The sequence below is a fragment of the Devosia honganensis genome, from assembly GCF_042648785.1.
GTDB classification, from domain to species: domain Bacteria; phylum Pseudomonadota; class Alphaproteobacteria; order Rhizobiales; family Devosiaceae; genus Devosia; species Devosia honganensis.
The window spans coordinates 871,472-893,550 of record NZ_JBHRYD010000001.1; the positions used below are offsets into that span (position 1 = coordinate 871,472).

21 protein-coding genes are annotated in these 22,079 nt (G+C 65.7%); 8 read left to right on the forward strand and 13 right to left on the reverse strand.

Going from position 1 to position 22,079, the window contains the following annotated elements; translation table 11 throughout:
* Positions 1-4: 4 nt before the first annotated feature.
* The 6 genes from ACFOOL_RS04140 to ACFOOL_RS04165 all read right to left on the reverse strand — a co-directional run bounded on the left by ACFOOL_RS04140 (position 5) and on the right by ACFOOL_RS04165 (position 6,955).
* Entirely contained in the window at positions 5-337 is a 333-nt protein-coding gene (locus ACFOOL_RS04140; RefSeq protein WP_380095112.1) for a DMT family transporter, read from the reverse strand.
* Positions 338-465: 128 nt separating this feature from the next.
* A complete protein-coding gene (locus ACFOOL_RS04145; protein WP_380095113.1) occupies positions 466-1,032 on the reverse strand; it encodes a CarD family transcriptional regulator in 567 nt (188 codons plus the stop codon).
* Between the two features lie 361 nt (positions 1,033-1,393).
* The gene (gene fdxA / locus ACFOOL_RS04150; RefSeq protein ID WP_380095116.1) at positions 1,394-1,732 is read right to left on the reverse strand and encodes a ferredoxin FdxA; all 339 of its coding nucleotides are present in this window, start codon (positions 1,730-1,732) and stop codon (positions 1,394-1,396) included.
* Positions 1,733-1,904: 172 nt separating this feature from the next.
* On the reverse strand, positions 1,905-2,315 hold the full coding sequence (locus ACFOOL_RS04155; protein WP_380095117.1) for an RNA-binding S4 domain-containing protein: 411 nt from the start codon (positions 2,313-2,315) through the stop codon (positions 1,905-1,907).
* A 3-nt stretch (positions 2,316-2,318) separates the two neighbouring features.
* Complete coding sequence (locus tag ACFOOL_RS04160; RefSeq protein WP_380095119.1) at positions 2,319-5,318, reverse strand: helicase-related protein; 3,000 nt, start codon at positions 5,316-5,318, stop codon at positions 2,319-2,321.
* A gap of 854 nt (positions 5,319-6,172) precedes the next feature.
* Positions 6,173-6,955, reverse strand: coding sequence for a DUF3108 domain-containing protein (locus ACFOOL_RS04165; RefSeq protein ID WP_380095120.1), 783 nt, complete (start codon positions 6,953-6,955; stop codon positions 6,173-6,175).
* 244 nt (positions 6,956-7,199) lie between these two features.
* On the opposite strand from ACFOOL_RS04165, the gene rpmB reads away from it, so the two are divergent.
* Positions 7,200-7,484, forward strand: a complete 285-nt coding sequence (gene rpmB, locus ACFOOL_RS04170; protein ID WP_380095122.1) for a 50S ribosomal protein L28 — start codon at positions 7,200-7,202, stop codon at positions 7,482-7,484.
* A 145-nt stretch (positions 7,485-7,629) separates the two neighbouring features.
* Positions 7,630-8,265, forward strand: a complete 636-nt coding sequence (locus tag ACFOOL_RS04175) for a queuosine precursor transporter (RefSeq protein WP_380095124.1) — start codon at positions 7,630-7,632, stop codon at positions 8,263-8,265.
* A gap of 16 nt (positions 8,266-8,281) precedes the next feature.
* Here ACFOOL_RS04175 and ACFOOL_RS04180 read toward each other — a convergent pair whose 3' ends face one another.
* The 4 genes from ACFOOL_RS04180 to ACFOOL_RS04195 form a co-directional block, all read right to left on the reverse strand.
* The gene (locus ACFOOL_RS04180; RefSeq protein WP_380095125.1) at positions 8,282-9,271 is read right to left on the reverse strand and encodes an esterase-like activity of phytase family protein; all 990 of its coding nucleotides are present in this window, start codon (positions 9,269-9,271) and stop codon (positions 8,282-8,284) included.
* Complete coding sequence (gene cobT, locus ACFOOL_RS04185; RefSeq protein ID WP_380095127.1) at positions 9,268-11,157, reverse strand: cobaltochelatase subunit CobT; 1,890 nt, start codon at positions 11,155-11,157, stop codon at positions 9,268-9,270. The genes ACFOOL_RS04180 and cobT overlap by 4 nt, the downstream gene beginning before the upstream one ends.
* A gap of 28 nt (positions 11,158-11,185) precedes the next feature.
* Complete coding sequence (gene cobS / locus ACFOOL_RS04190; protein ID WP_380095130.1) at positions 11,186-12,169, reverse strand: cobaltochelatase subunit CobS; 984 nt, start codon at positions 12,167-12,169, stop codon at positions 11,186-11,188.
* 171 nt (positions 12,170-12,340) lie between these two features.
* Positions 12,341-12,964, reverse strand: coding sequence for a J domain-containing protein (locus tag ACFOOL_RS04195; RefSeq protein ID WP_380095132.1), 624 nt, complete (start codon positions 12,962-12,964; stop codon positions 12,341-12,343).
* Positions 12,965-13,058: 94 nt separating this feature from the next.
* Between ACFOOL_RS04195 and ACFOOL_RS04200 the strand changes: the two genes are divergently transcribed.
* The gene (locus tag ACFOOL_RS04200) at positions 13,059-13,322 is read left to right on the forward strand and encodes a BolA family protein (RefSeq protein ID WP_380095134.1); all 264 of its coding nucleotides are present in this window, start codon (positions 13,059-13,061) and stop codon (positions 13,320-13,322) included.
* On the opposite strand, the gene aroB is transcribed toward ACFOOL_RS04200, so the two are convergent.
* Positions 13,319-14,431, reverse strand: coding sequence for a 3-dehydroquinate synthase (gene aroB / locus ACFOOL_RS04205; RefSeq protein WP_380095135.1), 1,113 nt, complete (start codon positions 14,429-14,431; stop codon positions 13,319-13,321). The genes ACFOOL_RS04200 and aroB overlap by 4 nt on opposite strands.
* Before the next feature lie 12 nt (positions 14,432-14,443).
* Positions 14,444-15,022: a shikimate kinase gene (locus tag ACFOOL_RS04210; protein WP_380095136.1), complete on the reverse strand. Its 579-nt coding sequence runs from the start codon at positions 15,020-15,022 to the stop codon at positions 14,444-14,446.
* A gap of 157 nt (positions 15,023-15,179) precedes the next feature.
* Here ACFOOL_RS04210 and ACFOOL_RS04215 point away from each other — a divergent pair, with 157 nt between their 5' ends.
* The 5 genes from ACFOOL_RS04215 to ACFOOL_RS04235 all read left to right on the forward strand — a co-directional run bounded on the left by ACFOOL_RS04215 (position 15,180) and on the right by ACFOOL_RS04235 (position 19,299).
* Entirely contained in the window at positions 15,180-15,398 is a 219-nt protein-coding gene (locus ACFOOL_RS04215; protein WP_380095138.1) for a hypothetical protein, read from the forward strand.
* Positions 15,395-16,297, forward strand: coding sequence for a site-specific tyrosine recombinase XerD (locus tag ACFOOL_RS04220; protein ID WP_380095140.1), 903 nt, complete (start codon positions 15,395-15,397; stop codon positions 16,295-16,297). Before ACFOOL_RS04215 ends, ACFOOL_RS04220 begins: the two co-directional genes overlap by 4 nt.
* 155 nt (positions 16,298-16,452) lie before the next feature.
* Positions 16,453-17,406, forward strand: a complete 954-nt coding sequence (locus ACFOOL_RS04225; protein ID WP_380095142.1) for an acetyl-CoA carboxylase carboxyltransferase subunit alpha — start codon at positions 16,453-16,455, stop codon at positions 17,404-17,406.
* A gap of 165 nt (positions 17,407-17,571) precedes the next feature.
* Positions 17,572-18,594: a L,D-transpeptidase family protein gene (locus ACFOOL_RS04230; protein WP_380095144.1), complete on the forward strand. Its 1,023-nt coding sequence runs from the start codon at positions 17,572-17,574 to the stop codon at positions 18,592-18,594.
* A gap of 63 nt (positions 18,595-18,657) precedes the next feature.
* Positions 18,658-19,299 carry a hypothetical protein gene (locus ACFOOL_RS04235; protein WP_380095145.1) on the forward strand — a complete coding sequence of 214 codons (642 nt, stop codon included), beginning with the start codon at positions 18,658-18,660 and terminating at the stop codon, positions 19,297-19,299.
* Positions 19,300-19,309: 10 nt separating this feature from the next.
* On the opposite strand, the gene secA is transcribed toward ACFOOL_RS04235, so the two are convergent.
* Complete coding sequence (gene secA / locus ACFOOL_RS04240) at positions 19,310-22,009, reverse strand: preprotein translocase subunit SecA (RefSeq protein WP_380095148.1); 2,700 nt, start codon at positions 22,007-22,009, stop codon at positions 19,310-19,312.
* Positions 22,010-22,079 lie beyond the last annotated feature (70 nt).

The window sequence follows — 22,079 nt, forward strand, 5'->3', positions numbered from 1 at the left end:
GTCGTCAATGACCCGCCGATTTCGACAGCAGGTTGATCACCAGCACCCCGGCAACGATGAGGCCGATCCCCGTCAGCGCCCAGACATCCAGCTTCTGCCCGTAAAGCGCAAAGCCGATCAGCGACACCAGCACGATGCCGGCGCCCGACCAGATGGCGTAGGCGACGCCGACGGGAATGGTGCGCAAGGTTAGCGACAGGCAATAAAACGCCACACCATAGCCCACGATCACCAGGACCGAAGGGCCGAGCCGCGAAAATCCCTCCGACGCCTTGAGGGCGCTGGTGGCGATCACTTCGGCAATGATGGCGACGAGAAGAAAAAGATGGTTCGACATGACAGGCCCCGGCTCCGCCCATCCTGCTCAGCAGATCGACAGCAGGCTGTCACGCTCACATTGGCGTGACCATAAAAAACGGGCCGGCGTCGCCACCGGCCCGTTCATCATTTCGACGCGAAAGCCGCTTACGCCGCTTCCTCGTCGCTTTCGGCTTCGGCCGCATCGGCCTTGGAGCGGCGCGGGCTCTTGGCGAGCTGCTTTTCGATGAGCTGCACGGCCTCGGTCAGCGTCAGCTTCTTGACCGACGCGATCTCGCGGCTCATGCGGTCCATGGCCTGCTCGAAGAGCTGGCGCTCCGAATAGGACTGCTCGGGCTGCTCCTCGGAACGGTAGAGATCGCGGACCACCTCGGAAATGGCGATCAGATCGCCCGAATTGATCTTGGCCTCATATTCCTGGGCGCGGCGCGACCACATGGTGCGCTTGACGCGGGCGCGGCCGGTCACCGTCTCCAGGGCCTTCTTGACCTCGTCGTCCTCGGCCAGCTTGCGCATGCCGACGGACTTGACCTTGGCCACGGGAACGCGGAGGGTCAGCTTGTCCTGCTCGAAGCTGATGACGAACAGCTCAAGAGTAAGACCAGCGACTTCCTGCTCCTCGATAGCGACGATCACGCCGACGCCATGGGCGGGATAGACGACATATTCGCCCGTCTTGAACCCGAGCCGCTGCTGCTGCTTCTTGGCTACCATATGCTGGAACTCCTTGTTGACGCCCCAAATGGCCGGTTCCTTGCGGCAAGGACCTGCCATTCCTACTCGTTGCGCGCCCGACCCGGGCGCTCATGCGCAGTAAAGCCCCATGCCCGTCCCGGGTCCGCTTTGTCCGGAACGGCAAACAGCTTTCGATGTGATGTCAAAAAAATCGTGCCTTGCGGCACGGCTGGGGTGACGGGCTCAACTGCATATGGAAGGACCATAGCACAAAATTTCAGCAGAATCAAAGTTTCCGAATCAAAGGCCCGCGCGAACACTTCCGGCCCGCCGCCACAATGTGACGCGGACAGGGCGAACTGCTTCCGGGCGCCCGGAAAGTGCTAGCGACGGACCCGGCTCAGTCGCCCTCGCCCGGCGCTTCGGAGAAATATTTCTCCAGCTTCCCAGTTTCCCCGTCGCGCTCCTGCGCCCCGGGCATGGGATCGCGGCGTTCGGTGAGATTGGGCCAGATCGACGCGAACTTCCGGTTCAAATCCAGCCAGTCGTCCAGCCCGCTTTCGGTATCGGGCTTGATCGCCTCGGCCGGGCATTCGGGCTCGCACACGCCACAATCGATGCACTCGTCCGGATGGATCACCAGCATGTTCTCGCCTTCGTAGAAACAGTCCACCGGACACACTTCCACGCAGTCGGTATATTTGCAGACGATACAATTGTCGGTGACGATATAGGTCATCTTGGCAGGCGTTCCCGCGATGAATGCCCCAGCCCTCGGGGGGCAGGCTGGAGCCGGTCTCAACGGGTCCGGTGCTAAACCGTTTTCCACCCCGCCGCAAGGGCATGGAGCAGGACGGTTTGGCGCAGCGATGGCGCAAGCCGGACTCCTGCCGGCGGTGGGCGAGGCGGTTTCAATCCGGGTCCCCGTCCCGCAAGCGGTCGGTCTCGCGCCGCTGCTTCTTGGTCGGGCGTCCTGCCCCGGCCGGCCGCTCGGCAATGGCCATCTCATAAGCGGATCGCTCCGCCCGCGGCGGCGCGGGCGGCGACAAATCCTCGTAGAGCCCCTGCGCCTCGCTGGCCGGACCGCGCCGCGTCCCCGGATCGAGGATGCGCCAGACCAGGATCCGCCCGTGGATCGACATGGTCAGCACGTCGCCCGCCCCGATCTTGTAGTCGGACCGGTCCGTCTTCTCCGAATTGACGCGGACGGCGCCGGTCTCGATGATCTTCTGAGCCAGGGTGCGCGACTTGACGGCGCGCGAAAAGAACAGGAACCGGTCGAGCCGCTCCTTGCGGAGCGGGCTGGCGGCCGGCCCGGTCAAACCCTACTCGGTCTTGCCGCGCAATGCGGCAAGGGCGGCAAAGGGGCTGTCCGGATCGAAAGCGGGCTTGCGGTCCTCGCGCGGCGGACGGCGATCTTGGCGCGCATTCTTTTCGGGCCGCTTGTTGCGCCGCTCCTCCTCGCGCCCCTTGCCATTGGCCGCCTGGCCGGCCTGCGGACGCTCCTCGCCCTCGGGACGGCGCGGACCGCGATGGCGCGGCCTCTCGCTGCGGCGTCCCTGCCGGCCCTCGACATCGCCCTCGCGGCGCGGCCGGCTGTCGTGCCGGCGCCCGCCGGGAAACCAGACCTCGTCGAATTCCGGCTCGGCCTCGGCCGCTTCGGCGGGCGCTTCACCGGTATCCGCCACCTCGGCCGGAACGCTTTCGGGGGCGGCCTCGACCGGAACGCTTTCGGGGGCGGCCTCGACCGGCATGTCGGCCGGCGGCGCCTGAACGGTTTCGGCCAGTTCGTCGGCAGGCTCGATGCTGGCCGCGCTCTCCTCCAGCACCTCTTCCATGGCCGACGTCGCGGCGGAAGCCTCGGCCGGAGCCACGGCGGCCGGCGGCTTGGGCGTCCGGCGCACGCGATAGCCCAAGGAGGTCAGGATGGAGGCGAAATCTTCGCCCGAACACCCCAGCAGGCTGGTCATTTCCACGGTGACGCGGAAGCCGTTGCCGTCGGCGGCGCCAATGGGCAGCTCGCCCTGATAGGGCCGGCTCGCATCGAGCGCGATCAGCGGCCGGATGATATCGGCCAGCCGCTCGAGGATATCGATGCGCACCGCGCGCTTGCCCGCCACCTTGAAGCCGGCGATTTCGTAAAGACGCGGATCGACCTCCGGGTCCACCAGGAAGGAGGTGCGGCCCGACAGCACGATATGAGGGATATCGGTCACGCCGGGCTGGCGCACGCCGCCATTTTTCAGCGCGAACAGGATCAGCGCCAATTCGCGCGGCGCCGGCTTGAGCGAAAGCGGCACATAGATGTGATAGGCGCCGAACTTGACCCCAAGCTTGCGCAATCGTCCGCGCACCTCCTGGTCCAGCTCCTTGACCTCCCCGGCCACTACCGCGCGCGGCAACAGGCCCAGATGCTCGAAGAGCCGATAGGCGAGGCCCCGCGCCGTGCCCTCGACATCGGACGGCGCCTCCAGCGCCATCACCTGTTCGAGCACGGTATTGATGTGATGGCGCAGCCAGAGCGAAAGCCGGTCCTGCACCTTTTCCAGGTCCGGCCCCGTCAACGTCTCGTCGGCCAGCATGATGATGCGGGGCCGGTAGAGGGCGTCGCCCTCGGCCAGTTCCGCCACCACCTCGCCGCGCCAGCGCAGCCGGCCATCGGTGGCCAGGACAAATTCCTCATTGGGCGCACCCGCCAGCCGCTCGGCGCGATTGCGGATCTCGGGCGCCACGACCGAGTCGGCCGCGCCCCGCAACCCCTTGGCGTCCACTTCGCCATCGTTCCGCGCCAGGGAAAAGCGGAAGCCCTCGAGCGTGCCGATCAGATGGCCTTCCAGCCGCACCTCGCCTTGGCTGTTGATTTCGGGAGATACCATGCGTTTGTCTTTCAGGTGGCGGAGCAGCACGCTGGTGCGCCGGTCGACGAAGCGTTGTGTGAGTTTTTCATGCAGGGCGTCACTGAGCCGGTCTTCGATGTCCCGCGTCTTTTCGCGCCAATGGACCGGGTCTTCAAGCCAGTTTTTGCGGTTCGCGACAAAGGTCCAGGTCCGAATCTGCCTTATGCGGTTGCTGAGCGTGTCAATGTCGCCCTCCGCATTGTCGCAAAACCGCACCTGCTCGGCAATCCAATCGGCATTGACCGCTCCAATTCGTCTCAAATCCGAATAGATCCGGGTGACGATCTCGCCATGGGCCGCCGGCGAAATTCCCTGATAGTCGGGAATCTGGCAACATTCCCAAAGCAGTTTGACCGCTTCATGGCCGCGCGCCAGCGCTCCGGCCTCGTTGCGGGCCAGAAATTCCAGCGCCTGCTGGTCGGTGGCGATCGGCACCCGGGTCAGGGTCCGGTCCTGCGGCGACGCCTCGAGAGAATCCCGCAGCGCTATCAGCGAGGAGAAATCCAGCACGGAATTGCGCCACTGCACGACCTTGACCGGCTCGAAATCATGGGTTTCGAGCGCCACCACCAATTCCTCGTCGAACCCCTCCGTGCCGCCCGTCACCCCGAACGTGCCGTTGCGCCGGTGCCGCCCGGCGCGGCCGGCGATCTGGCCCAGCTCGGCCGGGGTCAGCGGCCGGCTCTGGCGCCCGTCGAACTTGGTGTCGTCGGCAAAGGCCACGTGATGGATGTCGAGATTGAGCCCCATGCCGATGGCGTCGGTAGCCACTAGGAAGTCGACGTCGCCATTTTGGTAGAGGTCGACCTGGGCGTTGCGGGTGCGGGGGCTCAGCGCGCCCATCACCACCGCCGCCCCGCCCCGCTCGCGCCGGATCAGCTCGGCGATGGCGTAGACCTGGCGCGCCGAGAAGGCGACGATGGCCGAGCGCGGCGGCTGCCGCGAAATCTTCCTGGAGCCGGCATAGGTCAGTTGCGAAAAGCGCGGCCGATCGATGATCTCGGCATGCGGGACCAGCCGGCGCACCACGCCCGCCATGGTCGCCGAACCCAGCAGCAGCGTCTCCTGCAGGCCCCGCGCCGCCAATATGCGGTCGGTGAACACGTGGCCGCGGTCGAAATCGATGGCGGTCTGGATCTCGTCCACGGCCACGCAGTCGACATGAATGTCCATGGGCATGGCTTCCACCGTCGCTACCCAGTAGCGGGGCTTGGCCGGCACGATGCGTTCCTCGCCCGTCACCAGCGCCACCGCCTGCTCCCCCACCCGCTCGACCACGCGCTGATAGACTTCGCGCGCCAGCAGGCGCAGCGGCAGGCCGATCATCCCGGTAGGATGGGCCAGCATTCTTTCGATGGCGAAATAGGTCTTGCCGGTATTGGTCGGCCCCAGAATGGCCTTGACCGAATGGGAAGGTGAAAAAGTCATCCTGGGCAATGTAGGCGCTTGGCCCCGGGCTTGCGAGGGGGCGTTTGGACTTGTCCCGTGAAAGGACGGGATCGATCGCATTGCGCCCTGGACGTTAATGTCCGGAACGGAGAGAGAACGAAACGGAACCGAATCGATGCGAATCGGCCAATCCGGTTTTGTTCACGGCTAGATATGGTGGCGCGCCGGCACGTTCCGCCCACGCTCGCCGACAAGGGCCCAATTGCCCGCCTTTATCCCCCGGTCCCGTTCAGCTTGATTGCGTTTCGGTTAATTTCTTGCCGCCGGAGCGCATGTGTAAATCGAAGGTAAATCTATCCGAAGCAAAGATTTTTTTACATTTTTACCAGGGCACTGCCGGCTTTGCAGGCGTGTCCGGGAGGCCTATTGACGAAAAAGTCTGTTGACGTGCCGGCATGGCACACAACCCTTTCCCGTCGCCCTCCGAAAACCATATGACGCGAGCGCTTTTGCGGCGTTGCAGGAGAGAGGACCAATCCGGGACACATTCCGCTCCAGGAAGCGCCATGCGTTAAACTCCGGCACAAATGCGGAACGAACAGGGGCAGAATCGGGGCGATGGCGCCAATCCGGCTTTGTTCTCCACCAGACCTGGTGGGCTGCAACCAGAATAGCCACAAGCGGCACCGCATTCCGGGCCGGAACGGGCAAAAGCCGTTCACCGGGGTAATAGGCCGTTAATTCCAGAGGCCAAAGCGCCTTTCCTAGCGCTCCCTTACGCCGATAAAATCCTGTGCCAGGGCGGTGTTAACCGGCCGGGCGCGGATTTCTGGCCCTTTATCCGGGCGAAATTGGCAAAAAACCTTTTGACCGTCCCAAAAGAGGACTGCGGCTCAGGAGCGCGCGCCGGTCAGCACCATCGACAGGTCGCCCATCGTGGTGCCCAGCATCACCCGATAGGGGATGAAATAGCCGGACTGGCCCAGCGGTGCGTACCAGATGATGATCCGGCTGGATTCTGCCAGATAGCGGGTGATGTCCGAGCTCTGGAAATGGCCCGATACCGGTTCGTATCTGATCGAGCAGGCCACCACCGGCCCCTGATAGCCGGTGCGCGGGGAAGTGGCCTCATCAGTATCGAGGAAACCCATGCGGATATCGAAGCGCTCGACGCCGGTGAAAATATTGAGCGTGCGCTGGCAGAGGCTCCGGTCGAGCGCCCCGCCCTTGAGCACGAAGGCCGAGAGGAAGTCGCCCACCCCGTGCAGGTGGGCGCGCTCCAGCGGCACCCGGTCATAGGAATCGAGGACCGGCGGCTCGACCTGGAACACGCTGACATTGCGGTCGGCATAGCCGACATTGACGTTGAACTTTTCGCCATTGGCCCGGGTCTCGAGGCGAAAACTGTCCGGCTGCAATTCCCGCCCCGCCGATGAACCGCTGGCGCTGGCCGTGGCGGTGCCGCTGGCGACCACCGAGCCCAGCCCGGTGACATTAGCGGAAAGATCGAGCTCGTAACGCCGCCCGTCATCGCCGAAATCGACGTCGACCAGCGCCACATTGATGCCGCCCACGGTCAGCACATAGCTGGCGCGCGCCTCGAGCGCTGCGGCGGAAACGGGTTGGGCGGCAAGGGGAGCCAGGGCGGCAAGCAGGGCCAGGGCGGAACGGATCACGGCTTGGGTCTTCTCGGCTGCATGGCCCGCCGGTTGACGCTGGCCGGGCGGGGCGAATCACTTCATCCCCCACCGTGCCGCCGCCGCCCCTACCGCGCAAGGCGCTCGCACCCGTTTGAGCGGGCGTCCTGCTTGACGGATGCGGCCATTTTCTCTAAAGAGCGCTCCAGATTTCAGGACACTTCAGGCCCGCTGCGGGGCTCGATCCCCGCGACAGGCCCCTTTACGCGAGTTAGGACAAACCATGGCACGGCGCTGCGAACTTACCGGCAAGGGTGTTATGACGGGCAATAATGTGAGCCACGCTCTCAACCGGACCCGCCGCCGCTTTCTCCCCAACCTCGTCAACGTGACGCTGCTCTCGGACGCGCTGAACCGCTCGGTGAAGCTGCGCGTTTCGACCGCTGCACTGCGCACCGTCGAACATCGCGGCGGCCTCGATGCCTTCCTGCTCAAGCAGGACGACGCCACGCTTTCCCCGCTGGCCCAGGGCCTCAAGAAGGAAATCCGCGCGGCCATCGCCGTCTGAGGATTGTCCTGCTAAAGTCTTGGCCGCGTGGAGCCTGGCTCCGCGCGGTTTTTGTTTGGAGACGCGGTCCCGTGCCGGGCAGCGTTTCCGGCAAGTCTTCCGCACCGGTCTGTTGCCGGGACGCGGACACATGAAGGATGGTCAAATGCTGTCTCGCTTCCTGGTGGCCGTAGCGGCCATGGTGGCTACCGTCGCCGCCTCCAATGTCCTGGTGCAGTTTCCGGTCGACGTGACGCTGGGCGGCGTCCACCTCGGGGACATCCTCACCTGGGGCGCCTTCACCTATCCAGTGGCCTTCCTCGTCACCGATCTGTCCAACCGCGCCTTCGGCCCGCACCGGGCGCGCCTGGTCGTCGTGGCGGGCTTTTGCGTCGCCGTGCTGCTCTCGGTCTGGCTGGCCACGCCCCGCATCGCCATCGCCTCGGGATCGGCCTTCCTCGTCGCGCAACTGCTCGACATCTCCATTTTCCACCGCCTGCGCGACAGCGCCTGGTGGCACGCGCCGATGATCTCTTCCCTGGTGTCCTCGGCGCTCGACACGATGATCTTCTTCTCGCTGGCCATGGCCCCGGTCTTTGCCGGCATCGACGCGCTGTTCGGCATGCCGGATTCGTCGCTGGCCTTCCCCGCGCCCCTGCTCGGCGTCGGCACCGAGGTCGAACTCTGGCAGTCGCTGGCGCTGGGGGACTTCCTGGTGAAGCTGGTCATGGCCGTGCTGATGCTCGCGCCCTACAAGACCATCCGCGATCTGGTGCTGAGCCGCATGCCGATGGCGGCGTAAGGGCGGCGCCCCGGCCTCACTCCGGCAGGGCGAATTCCAGCAGCAAATTGCGTTGCCAGTCGTTGAAATTATTGTCCGAGCCGATGAGGATGCGCATTTCGCCGCCGGGGGTGCGGTGCACCATCAGGCTTTCCATATTGTCGATCTCGCCGCCTTGGGCCGAGAGCAGCAATTGCCCCTCCATGAGCCGGCCCGGCCGGACCTCCGCCGCCGGCACAAGGCGCAGATTCATGACGAAGGCGAACAGCGACACGCCCCGTTCGAGCACCAGCAGGTCGCCATTGGGCAGGAAGGCACAATCGGTGGGGTTGACGATGGGGCTGTTCCGGTAGCCGATCGGCCCCTTGTCGTTGACGCCCAGCAGCCAGCCGCGATGATTGCCGTCCTCGTCCAGCGCCTCCTCGGTCAGCAGCAGGGTGGAGCCGGCAATGGACGAGGCCGGCGGCGCGATGCAGATCGATTCCAGCGATTCATTGGTCCGGAGATCGGTGAGCCATTGCGGAATGGCCACTTCCCGCGCCGCGCCGCCCGGCCGTCCATCGACGATGGCGAAATCGGCCACCCGCGTCAGATGCTCGAAGCTCACCCGTACCGCTGCCGCCGCCCCATCCCGCCAGATCGTGTCCATGCCCTCGGCATCGCGCGCATATTGGCGCGGCAGGACCTGGCCGGAGGAATTCCGCATGGGCTCGATGGTGACGCCGATAAAGCCGAACAAGCGATCGGCCTCGTCATAGGCGAGGCGCCCCGAAACGAAATTTCCCCGGTCGCTCACAAAGGCGATGCGCTGCTCGCTGCCGGTCTGGGTGACGCTCGAGAGCCCTCCAAAGGTGTCGTCGGCACTCTGGAGCGTCAGCCCGCCCCGAAAGATCAGTCCGTCCACCTTCTGGTCGGGTTCTACGCCCTTGAACCGCGTCACCGGCGCCGCCGTCACCGTGACGTCCACCGCGCCGGCCGGCTGGACCAGCAGCAGGGCAGCCGCGGCGAGAACGGCCCGCACCGTCATCCCCGCGCCCGCCTTCGAGTCTGGGCCGGCATCTCCTCGTCGAACAGCGCCGCCAGCTCGTCGGTCAGCGCCCCGGCCAGTTCCTCGGCGTCGAGCAGCGTCACCGCACGGCGATAGTAACGCGTCACGTCATGCCCGATCCCCACGGCCACCAATTGGATGGGCGAGCGGGTCTCGATGTCCTCGATCACCTGCCGCAAATGGGTTTCGAGATAATTGCCGGCATTGACCGACTGGGTGGAATCGTCGACCGGCGCGCCATCCGAGATCACCATCAGGATGCGGCGCTGCTCGGGGCGCGCCATCAGGCGCTTACGCGCCCATTCCAGCGCCTCCCCGTCGATGTTCTCCTTGAGCAGGCCCTCGCGCATCATCAGCCCCAGATTGCGCCGCGCATGGCGCCAGGGCTCGTCGGCCGCCTTGTAGATGATGTGGCGGATATCGTTGACCCGGCCCGGATTTGCGGGACGTCCCGCTTCCAGCCACGCCTCCCGGCTCTTGCCGCCCTTCCAGGCGCGGGTGGTGAACCCCAGGATTTCCACCTTGACCCCGCAACGCTCCAGCGTGCGGGCGAGGATGTCCCCGCAAATGGCCGCAATGGTGATCGGCCGACCGCGCATCGAGCCGGAATTGTCGATCAGCAGCGTCACCACCGTGTCGCGGAAATCGGTGTCGTTCTCCACCTTGAAGCTCAGCGCCTGCAAGGGATCGGTGACGACGCGGGTGAGCCGGGCCGTATCAAGCAGGCCTTCCTCGAGGTCGAACTGCCAGCTCCGGTTCTGCTTGGCCATCAGCCGGCGCTGCAGCTTGTTGGCCAGCCGCGCCACCGCCCCGGCCAGGTTTTCGAGCTGCTTGTCCAGCAGGCCGCGCAATTGCTCCAATTCATCGGGCGGGCACAATTCGGCCGCCTTGACGATCTCGTCGAACTTGGAGGTGAAGACCTTGTAGTTGAACTGGTTGGAGAGCCGTTCGCCGCCATCCTGCGCCGGCGGGGGCATGGGCGCATCCTCGCCCGCCTCGCCCTCGACGTCTTCCTCGCTGTCGGCCATGTCGGCCTCCATGCCCTCGACGTCCCCGGCTTCCTCGCTGTCGCCGGACTGCTGGTCCTGCTGGCTGTCGTTCTCCTCGTTCTCGCCCTCGCCCTGTTCGGGCGACTGGTCCGAGCCCTGGGCCTGTTCGGGCTGGCTGTCCTCGGCGTTGTCCTCTTCCGCGTCGGCGGAATCCTCCATGTCGCTCTCGGCGATGAGGTCGAGATCGCGCAGCACCGCTCGGACCGCCCGGGAGAAATCCTCCTGGTCCTCATAGCTGTCGAGCAGCCGGTCGAGCGAGCCGCCCGCCTTTTCCTCGATCTCCTGCCGCCACAGATCGACCAGCGCGTGGCCCGAAGGCGGCACCGGCACGCCGGCCAGCTTTTCGCGCAGCATCAGCCCCAGGGCCTCGGCCAGCGGCGCATCGCCCCTGTCCTCCACCTCGGCGAAGTTGGCGCGGAACAGCCGGTCCTCGAGCATTTCATGGATATTGCCGGCCATTCCCGGCATGCGGATGCAGCCCAGCGATTCCACCCGCGCCTGTTCGAGCGCGTCGAAGGCGGCCCGCGCCTGCGGGTCCATGGGCGCGCGCCTGCGATGGGTCTCCGGATCGTGGCTGGCCAGCCGCATGGCCATGGCGTCGCCCTGGCCGCGGGCAATGGCGATGTCGCGCCGTGTCGGCAGGCGCGGCAGATTGGCCAGCCGCGCCCGGTCGGAGGTCAGCAACGGCCGGTCCGCGGTGAAGCTCACCTCCAGTTCCGGCTTGCCGCCGATGGCACGCACCGTCGCGCCCATGGCGCTCTTGAACGCCTGGGTCTGATCGGGCTTGTTGGCCTTGCTGCGCGGGGGGTGTGCCATGGTCGCTCGCTTTCGCGCCCGCGGGGGCCTACGCCGTCACCGCCAGATTGGCGGAGCTTTCCGGCAGATCCTCGCCGAAGACGCGCTGATAGAACTCGGCCACCACCGGGCGCTCGAGTTCGTCGCACTTGTTGAGGAAGGTCAGGCGGAAGGCAAAGCCGATATCGCCTCCGAAGATCACCGCGTTCTCGGCCCAGGTGATGACGCCGCGCGGGCTCATCACGGTGGAGATGTCGCCATTGATGAAGGCCGAACGGGTCAGGTCCGCCAGCCGCACCATATTGGCGATGGTCTTGCGGCCCTTTTCGGTCTCGCCATAGCTCTTGTTCTTGGCCAGGACGATGCCGACTTCCTTGTCGTGCGGCAGATAGTTGAGCGTGGTGACGATCGACCAGCGGTCCATCTGGCCCTGGTTGATCTGCTGGGTGCCGTGATAGAGGCCGGACGTATCCCCCAAGCCGATCGTGTTGGTGGTCGAGAACAGGCGGAAGGCGGGATGGGGCACGATGACGCGGTTCTGGTCCAGAAGGGTCAGCCGGCCCGACTGCTCCAGCACGCGCTGGATCACGAACATCACGTCTGGGCGCCCGGCATCGTATTCGTCGAAGACCAGCGCCACGTTGTTCTGCACCGCCCAGGGCAGGATGCCGTCGCGGAACTCGGTGACCTGCTTGCCGTCCTTGAGGACGATGGCGTCCTTGCCCACGAGGTCGATGCGGCTGACATGGCTGTCGAGATTGACGCGCACCAGCGGCCAGTTGAGGCGCGCCGCGACCTGCTCGATATGGGTGGACTTGCCGGTGCCGTGATAGCCCTGCACCATGACGCGCCGGTTATAGGCGAAGCCGGCCAGGATGGCGAGCGTGGTATTGCGGTCGAACAGATAATCCGGATCGACCGGCGGCACATGGCCATTGGGGTCCTTATAGCCCTTGACCACCATGTCGGTGTCGATGCCGAAAAGCTCCCGCGCCTTGTATTCGGTGTCTGGCAGATTGGCGAATTCAGTCATGGCAGGGGACTCTCGGGACGTAAGGGCGTTTCGAATGGCAGGACGCGGCAAGGCGCATCCGGGGTTGGCGGCTGTCGCTTTTCCGGTCCGGATGGGCGGCAGTCAAGGATGGGGACCGGCGCTCTATAGCAGCATTGCAGGAAGGCGGGTAGCCTTGGAACGCTCCGGCCCTCACCGCACCACGAAGCCCATTTTCTTCAGATGCGTATAGGCCGCGATCACCGCCCGCAACCGCTCCTCGGAGGAGGCATCCCCGCCATTGACGTCCGGATGGTGGCGCTTCACCAGCGTCTTGTAGGCTTGCTTGATCTCGTCCGACCTGGCCCGGCCGGTGATGCCCAGCGTTTCCAGCGCCCGCCGGTCCGGCTCGTTGAGCGGCTTGGCCCGCTCGGTGGCGGGACGCTTGGACTGCTGGTAGCGGTAACGGGCGAAAACCCCGAACGGATCGCCGAACCGGTCTCCCGGGCGCATGTTCTGCCGGCCCGCGGCGCGCGCCGCTCCGGCGCTGCCGGTGGCAAAGCTCGAGCGGCCTTCCGCCTTGGGCGGGGCGTGCAGCGCCTCGTCCAGCTCCTCGGGGGTCATGCCGGCGAAGAAATTGAAGGCCTTGTTGTAGTGCCGCACATGCTCGAGGCAGAAATTGTGGTACTGGCCTTCGGACCGCACTCCCTTGGGCGCCCGGTATTCCCCGGCGGCCTCACAGCCTTCCCAGTCGCATGGGACCGCCGCCGGCTCGGGCTTTTCCGCGCGCCGGGGACGGATGCGGATCGTGTCGAAAAGCTTGGATTGCAGTTTCATTGCACTCTGTTGCCGCATCGTCTCGGGTGAAAACAGGTTCCCAGGCGCCGGGACGATGCTCTAGTTATCTTCAAACAGCTCTGGAGCAGACCCCATGTCCATGTCGGAACGCATAGAAGCCCGGCTCACCGCACAATTCTCACCCCTCCGTCTGGAGGTGATCGACGAGTCCCACCATCACCATGGCCACGCCGGCTGGCGGGAGGGTGGTGAAACCCACTTTCGTGTCAGAATCGCGACCCGCGATCTTGACGGGCTCAGCCGCGTGGCGCAACACCGCGCCGTCATGAACGCCCTCGAGGCGGAACTCAAGGAGCGCGTTCACGCCCTCAATATCGAAATCCTGCCGACCGGCTAGCCTCGCATATCGTCGAGAAAGCGGCGCAGTTTCTCGGGCGCGACGTTTCTTTCGATGAAGGCGCGACCGATGCCATGCGTGAGGATGAAGGTCAATGCGCCGCGGCTCACCTTCTTGTCCTGGGCGATGGCCGCCATCAGCGCCTCGGTCGATCCCAGCTCTCCGGGGATATCGGCCAATGTGGTGGGCAGGCCCGCCTGGCGCAAGTGCGCCTCGACCCGCCCGGTATCCTGACCCGGCGCCAGCCCCAGCCGGCTGGAAAAGCCTTGCGCCAGCACCATGCCGATGGCGACGCCCTCGCCATGCAGCAACCGGCTCGAATAGCCGGTATCCTTTTCCAGCGCATGGCCGAATGTATGGCCCAGATTGAGCAGCGCCCTGACCCCGGTTTCCCGCTCGTCGGCGATCACCACCCGCGCCTTGTGCGCGCAGCACCGGGCTACCGCCTCGCCCCGCGCCGGCCCGCCGGCGAAAATCTCGACGCGATTGGCCTCCAGCCATTCGAAGAAACCCGGATCGTCGATCAGCCCGTATTTGACCACTTCGGCATAGCCGGCGGCGAATTGCCTGGGATCGAGCGTGTCGAGCGCCGAAAGATCGGCCAGCACCAGCTTTGGCTGGTGGAAGGCGCCGACCAGGTTCTTGCCATAGGGCGAATTGATTCCCGTCTTGCCCCCCACCGAGGAATCGACCTGCGCCAGAAGGCTGGTGGGGATCTGGACGAAATCCATGCCCCGGCGGGCGATCGCGGCGGCAAAGCCCGCCAGGTCCCCGATCACCCCGCCCCCCAGGGCGATCACCATGTCACCGCGCTCCAGCCGCGCCGCCAGCAATCCCTCGACCACCTTTTCGAGCACGGCATAGCTCTTGGAGCCCTCGCCGGCCGGCACCGTCACGATCTCGTAGCCGAGGCCCGCCGCGTCGAGCCCGGCCAGCAGGCGCGGCAATTGCGCCCTCGCCACCATCTCGTCGGTGACGATGCCGTAGCGCCGGCCCGGAAAGCGCTCGGCGAGGATGGCCCCCGCCTCTTCGATGAGCCGGGGCCCGATCAATATGTCATAAGCCCGCTCGCCCAGGGCGACGTGAACGCGGTGATCGATATCGGCCATGATTGCGGCCCCCTAGGTCTTGAGATGGTCGAGAAGGGCCGCGACCACGTCGCCGGCCACATTGTCCTGCGGCACGTCGCGGCTGATCACGGTGACATCGGCTTGCGCATAGATCGGGTAGCGCTCCGCGATCAGTTTTTCCAGCGTGGCGCGCGGGTCGGCGGTCTTGAGCAACGGCCGGTTGGAGCGGCGCGAGACCCGCTCGAACAAAATGTCGATATCGGCCTTGAGCCAGACCGAGACCGCCCCCGCCCTGACCAGCGCCCTTGTCTCGGGATTGACGAAGGCGCCGCCGCCCGTGGCCAGCACGAGATCGTTCTCCTTGAGCAGCCGCGCGATCACCCGCATTTCGCCGGCGCGGAACTCCGCCTCGCCGCGCTGCTCGAAAATCTCGGGAATGGTCATCTGCGCGGCGCGCTCGATTTCCTCGTCGCTGTCGATGAATTGCCGCCCCAGCCGGCTGGCCAGGCGGCGCCCCACCGTGGTCTTGCCCGCACCCATCATGCCCACCAGCACCACGGGGCGGCCGTTGAGCCGCGCGGCCAGGGCGCGCGCGCGGCCCTGTCGCGACCCGCCTTGCGATTTGTTCACTGCCGCCCTCCGCTCATCGGCGCTATCAAGCGGTCCCGGGCCGCCCTGTCAAGCGCCGCCGCCGGTTGATCCGCCCCCCGCCTTCGGCAACACTGGAACACAATAAGATCGCAACCCTTTTCCTCCATGCTGGGACGACGCCACATCCAGGACAACCATGCCGACCCTTTTTCGCTTGCTCATCACCCTGATCTTTCTCGGCGGGCTGGTCTATGCCGGCATATTCGCGCTGGTCTCCTTCGTCGAGCCCCAGCCCAAGCCCATCACCCAGCGCATTCCGGCCCGCGAGCTTTTGGGGGAAACCGCGCCCCTCCGCCCCGGCCTGCCCGCCCCCAACGTCACCTCCGCCCCCGAAGGCGGGACGGAGGGGCCATGAGCGGCGCGCATCTGGTCGCCGCCTTCCTCGAAATGATGAGCGCCGAGCGCGGCGCGGCGGCCAATACCATCGACGCCTATCGCCGCGACCTGGCCGACTATTCCGGCTTCGTCGCCGGCAGGGGGCAGACGCTGCTGGACTGCCCGCGCGAGACCGTCACCGCCTGGCTCGACCGCCTGCGGATGGACGGGCTCACCGCCGCCTCCAGCGCCCGCCGGCTCTCGGCGGTGCGGCAGTTCCACAAGTTTCTCTGCGCCGACGGGCTGCGCGGCGACGACCCCACCCGCATCGTTGCCAGCCCCAAGCCGCGCCGCCCCCTGCCCAAAGTGCTCTCCATCGCCGAGGTCGACCGGCTCCTGACCCTGGCCGAGGAGGAAGCGGAAGCCGATGCCGCCAAGCAGCCGGCGGCGCGCCGGCTCTATTGCCTGCTGGAATTGCTATACGCTACCGGCCTTCGCGTCTCGGAACTGGTCAGCCTCAGGCGGGCCGCCGTCATGCGCGACGCCACCTTCCTCACCATTACCGGCAAGGGCGGCAAGGAGCGGGTAGTGCCGGTGAACGACCGCGCCCGCGATGCGGTGCGCGCCTGGATCCAAACCCTGCCGCCGGGACCCTTCCTCTTTCCAGCCAAGGGCGCGGACGGGCACCTCTCCCGCCAGGTCTTTGCCCGCGACCTCAAGGAATTGGCGGGCCGGGCCGGCATCTCCGCGGCGCGCGTGGCCCCGCACGTGCTGCGCCACGCCTTTGCCAGCCATCTGCTGGCGGGGGGGGCCGATCTGCGCGTCGTGCAGATGCTGCTCGGCCATGCCGACATCGCCACCACCCAGATCTATACCCATGTGCTGGACGAGAAGCTGCGCAAGCTGGTGGAAGGCCACCATCCGCTCGGCACCGGCTGAGCCCGGCATCCGGACGATGCGCAGATAATCCGACCATTTCTCGGAGCGGCGCTTGACTTGCGATTGCGCCCCCGCCACTTTCCGGCCACTTTAGAGCGCAAGAGCAACGCCCATCGCGCATGGGCGCGACGACAATGACCCCTACGGGCGGTGGGATGCAATCTTATCTCGATTTTGAAAAGCCGGTCGCCGATCTGGAAGCCAAGATCGCCGAACTGAAGTCGCTGGCGGCTACTGATTCGGCGGTGTCCATCGACGAGGAAGTGAACCGGCTCTCCGCCCGTGCCGACGAGGCGCTGGCGGAAATCTACCGCAAGCTCACGCCCTGGCAGAAGACCCAGGTGGCCCGCCATCCGCAGCGCCCGCATTTTTCCGACTATATGCGCTCGCTGATCACCGAGTGGACTCCGCTGGCCGGCGACCGCAAATTCGGCGAGGATCCGGCGCTGCAGGCTGGTTTCGGCCGCTTCAACGGCACCCCCGTCGCCATTCTGGGCCAGGAAAAGGGCAATTCCACCGAAACGCGCCTCAAGCACAATTTCGGCATGGCCAATCCCGAGGGCTACCGCAAGGCCGTCCGCATCATGGACATGGCCGACCGCTTCTCCCTGCCGGTGCTGTCCTTCGTCGACACCGCCGGCGCCTATCCGGGGATCGGCGCCGAGGAGCGCGGCCAGGCCGAGGCCATCGCCCGCTCCACCGAGAAGGGGCTGGAGCTGGGCGTGCCCAATCTCGCCCTCATCATCGGTGAGGGCGGCTCGGGCGGCGCCATCGCCATCGCCACCGCCAATCGCGTGCTGATGCTGGAAAACGCCATCTATTCGGTGATCTCTCCAGAGGCCGGCGCCTCGATCCTCTTCCGGGACGCCGCCCGGGCGCAGGACATGGCCACCGCCCAGAAGATCACCGCCCAGGACCTGCTGGGCTTCGGGGTCATCGACGGCATCATCGCCGAGCCCACCGGCGGCGCCCATCGCCACCATGTGGCGGTGATGGAGGCGACCCGCACCGCCATCGACGTCTTCCTCAAGGATTTCGCCGGCAAGTCGCGTCTCGAGACCCGCGAGCATCGCCGCGAGAAATTCCTCGCCATCGGCACCAGCCTTTAAGCAGGCGGCCTCGGGCCGCTTCGGCATTCTCCTCACACATCTGCGTGAGCATTGACGCTTCCGGGTGGTTTTCGGTCGTGGTAAAGGCTTCGTTCACCGCACCGGCCCATACTGGGCGCACCAAAGCCGATACGGGCACGTCTTTTTCCAGTTGGGCTCAAACCCTTGACCGCGACCTTTTTTCACCGCTTCGGCGCCTTCGTGATCCTGGTGTGGCTGTCCGTGGGCCTCGCCGCCTGTTCCGGCTTCATCAAGGGCGGCGACAACCGGCATAACCAGCCTCTCTCGGGCGGCGTGGTCCAGGGCCTGCGCAATATGGGCTCCTCGCCCGGCGAGGGCATGGTGGTGCGCATCTTCAAGGAGGAATCGGTCCTGGAGGTGTGGAAGCGCACCGCTTCGGGCACCTATCGGCTCTTCAAGACCTATGAAATCTGCGCCTATTCCGGCGATCTCGGCCCCAAGATCAAGGAGGGCGACCGCCAGAGTCCGGAGGGCTTCTATACCGTCACCCCGGGCCTGATGCACCCCAAATCCAATTACTACCTGGCCTTCAATACCGGCTTTCCCAACAAGTTCGACCGCGCCCATGGGCGCACCGGATCGGACCTGATGGTGCATGGCGATTGCTCCTCGCGCGGCTGCTACGCCATGACCGATGCCGGCATCGCCGAAATCTATGCCCTGGCTCGCGAGGCCTTCAAGGGCGGCAATACCAGTTTCCAGCTTCAGATCTTCCCCTTCCGGATGACGGCGGCCAACCTCGCCCGCCACGCCTCCAGCCCGCATATGGATTTCTGGAAGGACATCAAGGAAGGCTATGATTTGTTCGAATTGACCAGGACACCGCCGACCTGGGATGTGTGCGAGGGCCAGTATATCTTCAACCCCGTCACCTCCGGCCCGCTCAACGCCCTGGGAGCCTGCCCGCCCTCAACGCCGAACAGCGCCCTCGTCGCCAAGCAGCAGGCGGACGAAGCCAGCCTTGCCAGCCAGGCCAGCGCCATCCGCAAGGCCGCCGAACGCAAGGCCGCCGAGGAGGAGGCGATCCGGCAACGCGGCGCGGCGGTGAACAATTTCTTTTCCGGCATCGGCTCGATGTTCGGCAATCCGGGGCAGAACCCCAATATCAGCCCGGTCATCACCGGCAAACCGGCAACCCTGCCCACCCCGGCCACCCAGCGCCCCTGACGGCCAGCCCAAGTTCGGCCCCAGTTTGATGGGATGGCGGACCGTCCCAATCGGAGAGGTGTCGTGGACCAGCCCCAGAGCGAGCATCGGCCGGGCGCCGGGATCAGGCTGACACCCGCCATGCGGCCGGTCGAGGCGGACGGGAAGTCACCGCGCCGTTCGCGCCTCGGCGCATCCCTGCCCGTCGTCCTGGGGGGCCTCGGCGTCCTGCTCGGCCTTGCCGCGCTGGCTTCCGCAGCTTGGCTTCATGTCGAGACGAGGCGTGAGGTGCTGCGCCTGTCCACCGATCTCGCCCAGCTTCGCGTCAGCCTCGATCTTTATGCAAGGAGCGGCAGTGGCGATGCCAGCCAGTTCACCGATCTGAGCAATCGCCTGGCCATTCTCGAGCAGAACTGGCGCGGCGGCGCCGTGCCCGCGCCCGCAACGGCGCCCGGGCCCGCCAATGGCGACAGCGCCGAAGCGGAGGACTGCCTGCCGGCGGGAATGCGCCTGCTGGTCGCGGCCGGCGACCGCTATCCGGTTTGCGGCCAGGATCTGGTGCTGGCGGTGGAGACCGTCGACAATGGCTATGTCGCCCTGGCCGGCGGCACGATCATCCCCTCGGGCGGCTCCGTGCCGCTGCCGCCCGGTCCCTGCACCATCGGCGTCACGTCCGGCGGCGACGAAGGCCTGACCGGTTACGCCGAAATCCGCGTCAACTGCTGATCGGGCCCGTTCAGGCGACGAACGCCCCGTGGCAATGCTTGAACTTCTTGCCCGAACCGCAGGGGCAAGGCGCGTTGCGCGACACTCCCTGAAGCAGTTTCGGGTCGATCGGGGCCAGCCCGTTGGGTGCGGCACCGGCATCGCCGGCCGCATCGTTCTCGCCGGTGACGGGATCGATATGGGTCTCCACCATGCGGCTCATATCCGGCGCCGGAGGCGGCTCGGGCTGGCGCAACTGCAGCTCGACATGGCTCAGTTGCGTCGTCACCAGCTCGCGCAGATTGCCCAGCATGGCCTGGAATAGCTCATAGGCTTCCTGCTTGTATTCGTTGAGCGGATCGCGCTGGGCGATGCCGCGCCAGCCCACCACCTTGGAGAGATGGTCGAGCATGACCAGATGCTCGCGCCAGAGCCCGTCCACCGATTGCAGCAGGATGGACTTTTCCACCTGCCGCATGATCTCGGGCGAGTATTTTTCTTCCTTGGCGGCGGCCACTGCATCGGCGGCGGCGTTCATGCGCTCCTCGACCGTCTCGGCGTCGATCCCCTCCTCGGCCGCCCATTCGGCGATGGGAACCTCGATATTGAGATAGGTCTTGGCAGCGGCGGCGAGCTGCTCGGTATTCCACTGCTCGGGGAAGGAGCGGGGCGGAATGGCCTTGGCGACGATATTGCCCACCACGTCCTGGCGCATCGCCACGATGGTATCGCTGACATCCTCCTCGTCCATGAATTCCAGACGCTGCTCGAAGATCACCTTGCGCTGATCGTTCATCACGTCGTCATATTTGAGGATGTTCTTGCGGATGTCGAAATTGCGCGCCTCGACCTTGCCCTGCGCCCGCTCGATGGCCTTGGTCACCCAGGGATGAGTGATGCTCTCGCCCTGCTCCAGCCCCAGCTTGCCCAGCATGGAATCCATGCTCTCGATGGGAAAGATGCGCATCAGGTCGTCCTGAAGCGAGAGGAAGAATTTCGAATGACCCGGGTCGCCCTGGCGGCCCGAACGGCCGCGCAGCTGGTTGTCGATGCGGCGGCTTTCGTGGCGCTCGGTGCCGATCACCATCAACCCGCCCGCTGCCAGCGCCTTGGCCTTGTCCTCGGCGATCCTGGCCTTGATCTCGGCGATCCTGGCTTCGCGCGCCTCGCCCTCGAGGCCTTCGGCCTCGCGCTGGATGCGCATGTCCAGATTGCCGCCCAGCTGGATGTCGGTGCCGCGCCCCGCCATATTGGTGGCGATGGTGATGGCGCCGGGCAGGCCGGCATCGGCCACGATATAGGCTTCCTGCTCGTGATGACGGGCATTGAGCACGTTCATCTGCCCCACATTCTTCTTCTTGAGCAGTTCGGCGAGCATCTCGCTCTTTTCGATCGACGTCGTGCCCACCAGCACCGGCTGGCCGCGATCCTGGCATTCCTTGATCAGTTCGGCGATGGCGTCGAATTTTTCCGCCGCGGTGCGGTAGATGGCGTCGTCCTCGTCGATCCGCTGCACCGGCAGATTGGTCGGAACGGTGGTGACGCCCAGACTGTAGATGTCGGCGAATTCCTCGGCCTCGGTCGCCGCCGTGCCGGTCATGCCGGCCAGCTTCTTGTAGAGGCGGAAATAGTTCTGGAAGGTGATCGAGGCCAGCGTCTGGTTCTCAGGCTGGATCTTGACGTGCTCCTTGGCCTCGAGCGCCTGGTGCAGGCCTTCCGAATAGCGCCGGCCCGGCATCATGCGGCCGGAAAATTCGTCGATGATCACCACTTCGTCGTTGCGGACGATATAGTCCTTGTCCCTGCGGAACAGCTTGTGCGCCCGCAGCGCCGAATTGGCATGATGCACCAGGGCGACGTTTTCCACGTCATACATGGAAGAACTCTTGAGCAGGCCGGCCTCGGCCAGCGCCGCCTCCAGTTTTTCGATGCCCTGGTCGGTGAAGGTGGCGGCGCGGTGCTTCTCGTCGAGCTCGTAATCGCCTTCCCCGATGATCGGCATCAGGCTGTCGATCTTGACGTAGAGATCGGACCGGTCCTCGGACGGCCCCGAGATGATGAGCGGCGTGCGCGCCTCGTCGATGAGGATGGAGTCCACTTCGTCGACGATGGCGAATTCGTGGCCGCGCTGCACCATCTGGGCGCGGCTGTATTTCATGTTGTCGCGCAGATAGTCGAAACCCAGCTCGTTATTGGTGCCGTAGGTGATGTCGGCTTCATAGGCCGCCTTGCGCTCGGCATCGGTGAGCCCGTGCACGATCACGCCATAGGACAGGCCGAGAAAATTGTAGATCTGGCCCATCCACTGGGCGTCGCGCTTGACCAGATAGTCGTTGACCGTGACCAGGTGCGCACCCTTGCCGGCCAGCGCGTTGAGATACATGGGCAGCGTCGCCACCAGCGTCTTGCCCTCGCCGGTGCGCATCTCGGCGATGGAGCGGTCGTTCATCACCATGCCGCCGATAAGCTGCACATCGAAATGCCGCATGCCCAGCGCGCGTTTGCCCGCTTCGCGCACCGTGGCGAAAGCCGGCACCACGAGGTCGTCGAGCCTAGCGCCCTGTTCGAGCTGGGTCCTGAATTCGCCGGTACGGGCGCGCAATTCGTCATCGCTGAGCTTGACCAGCTCCGGCTCCAGCGCGTTGATCGCCGCCACCCTGCCCTGGTACCGCTTGACCTGCCTGTCCGACGGTGTCCCGAAAATCTTCCGGGCAAGCGCAGCAAGTGCCATCTTTCTGGTCCTTCGTTCAATTGCGGCGAGACGGACGGGGGCGGGCGGCCTGCCTATGCGGGCGCATCGG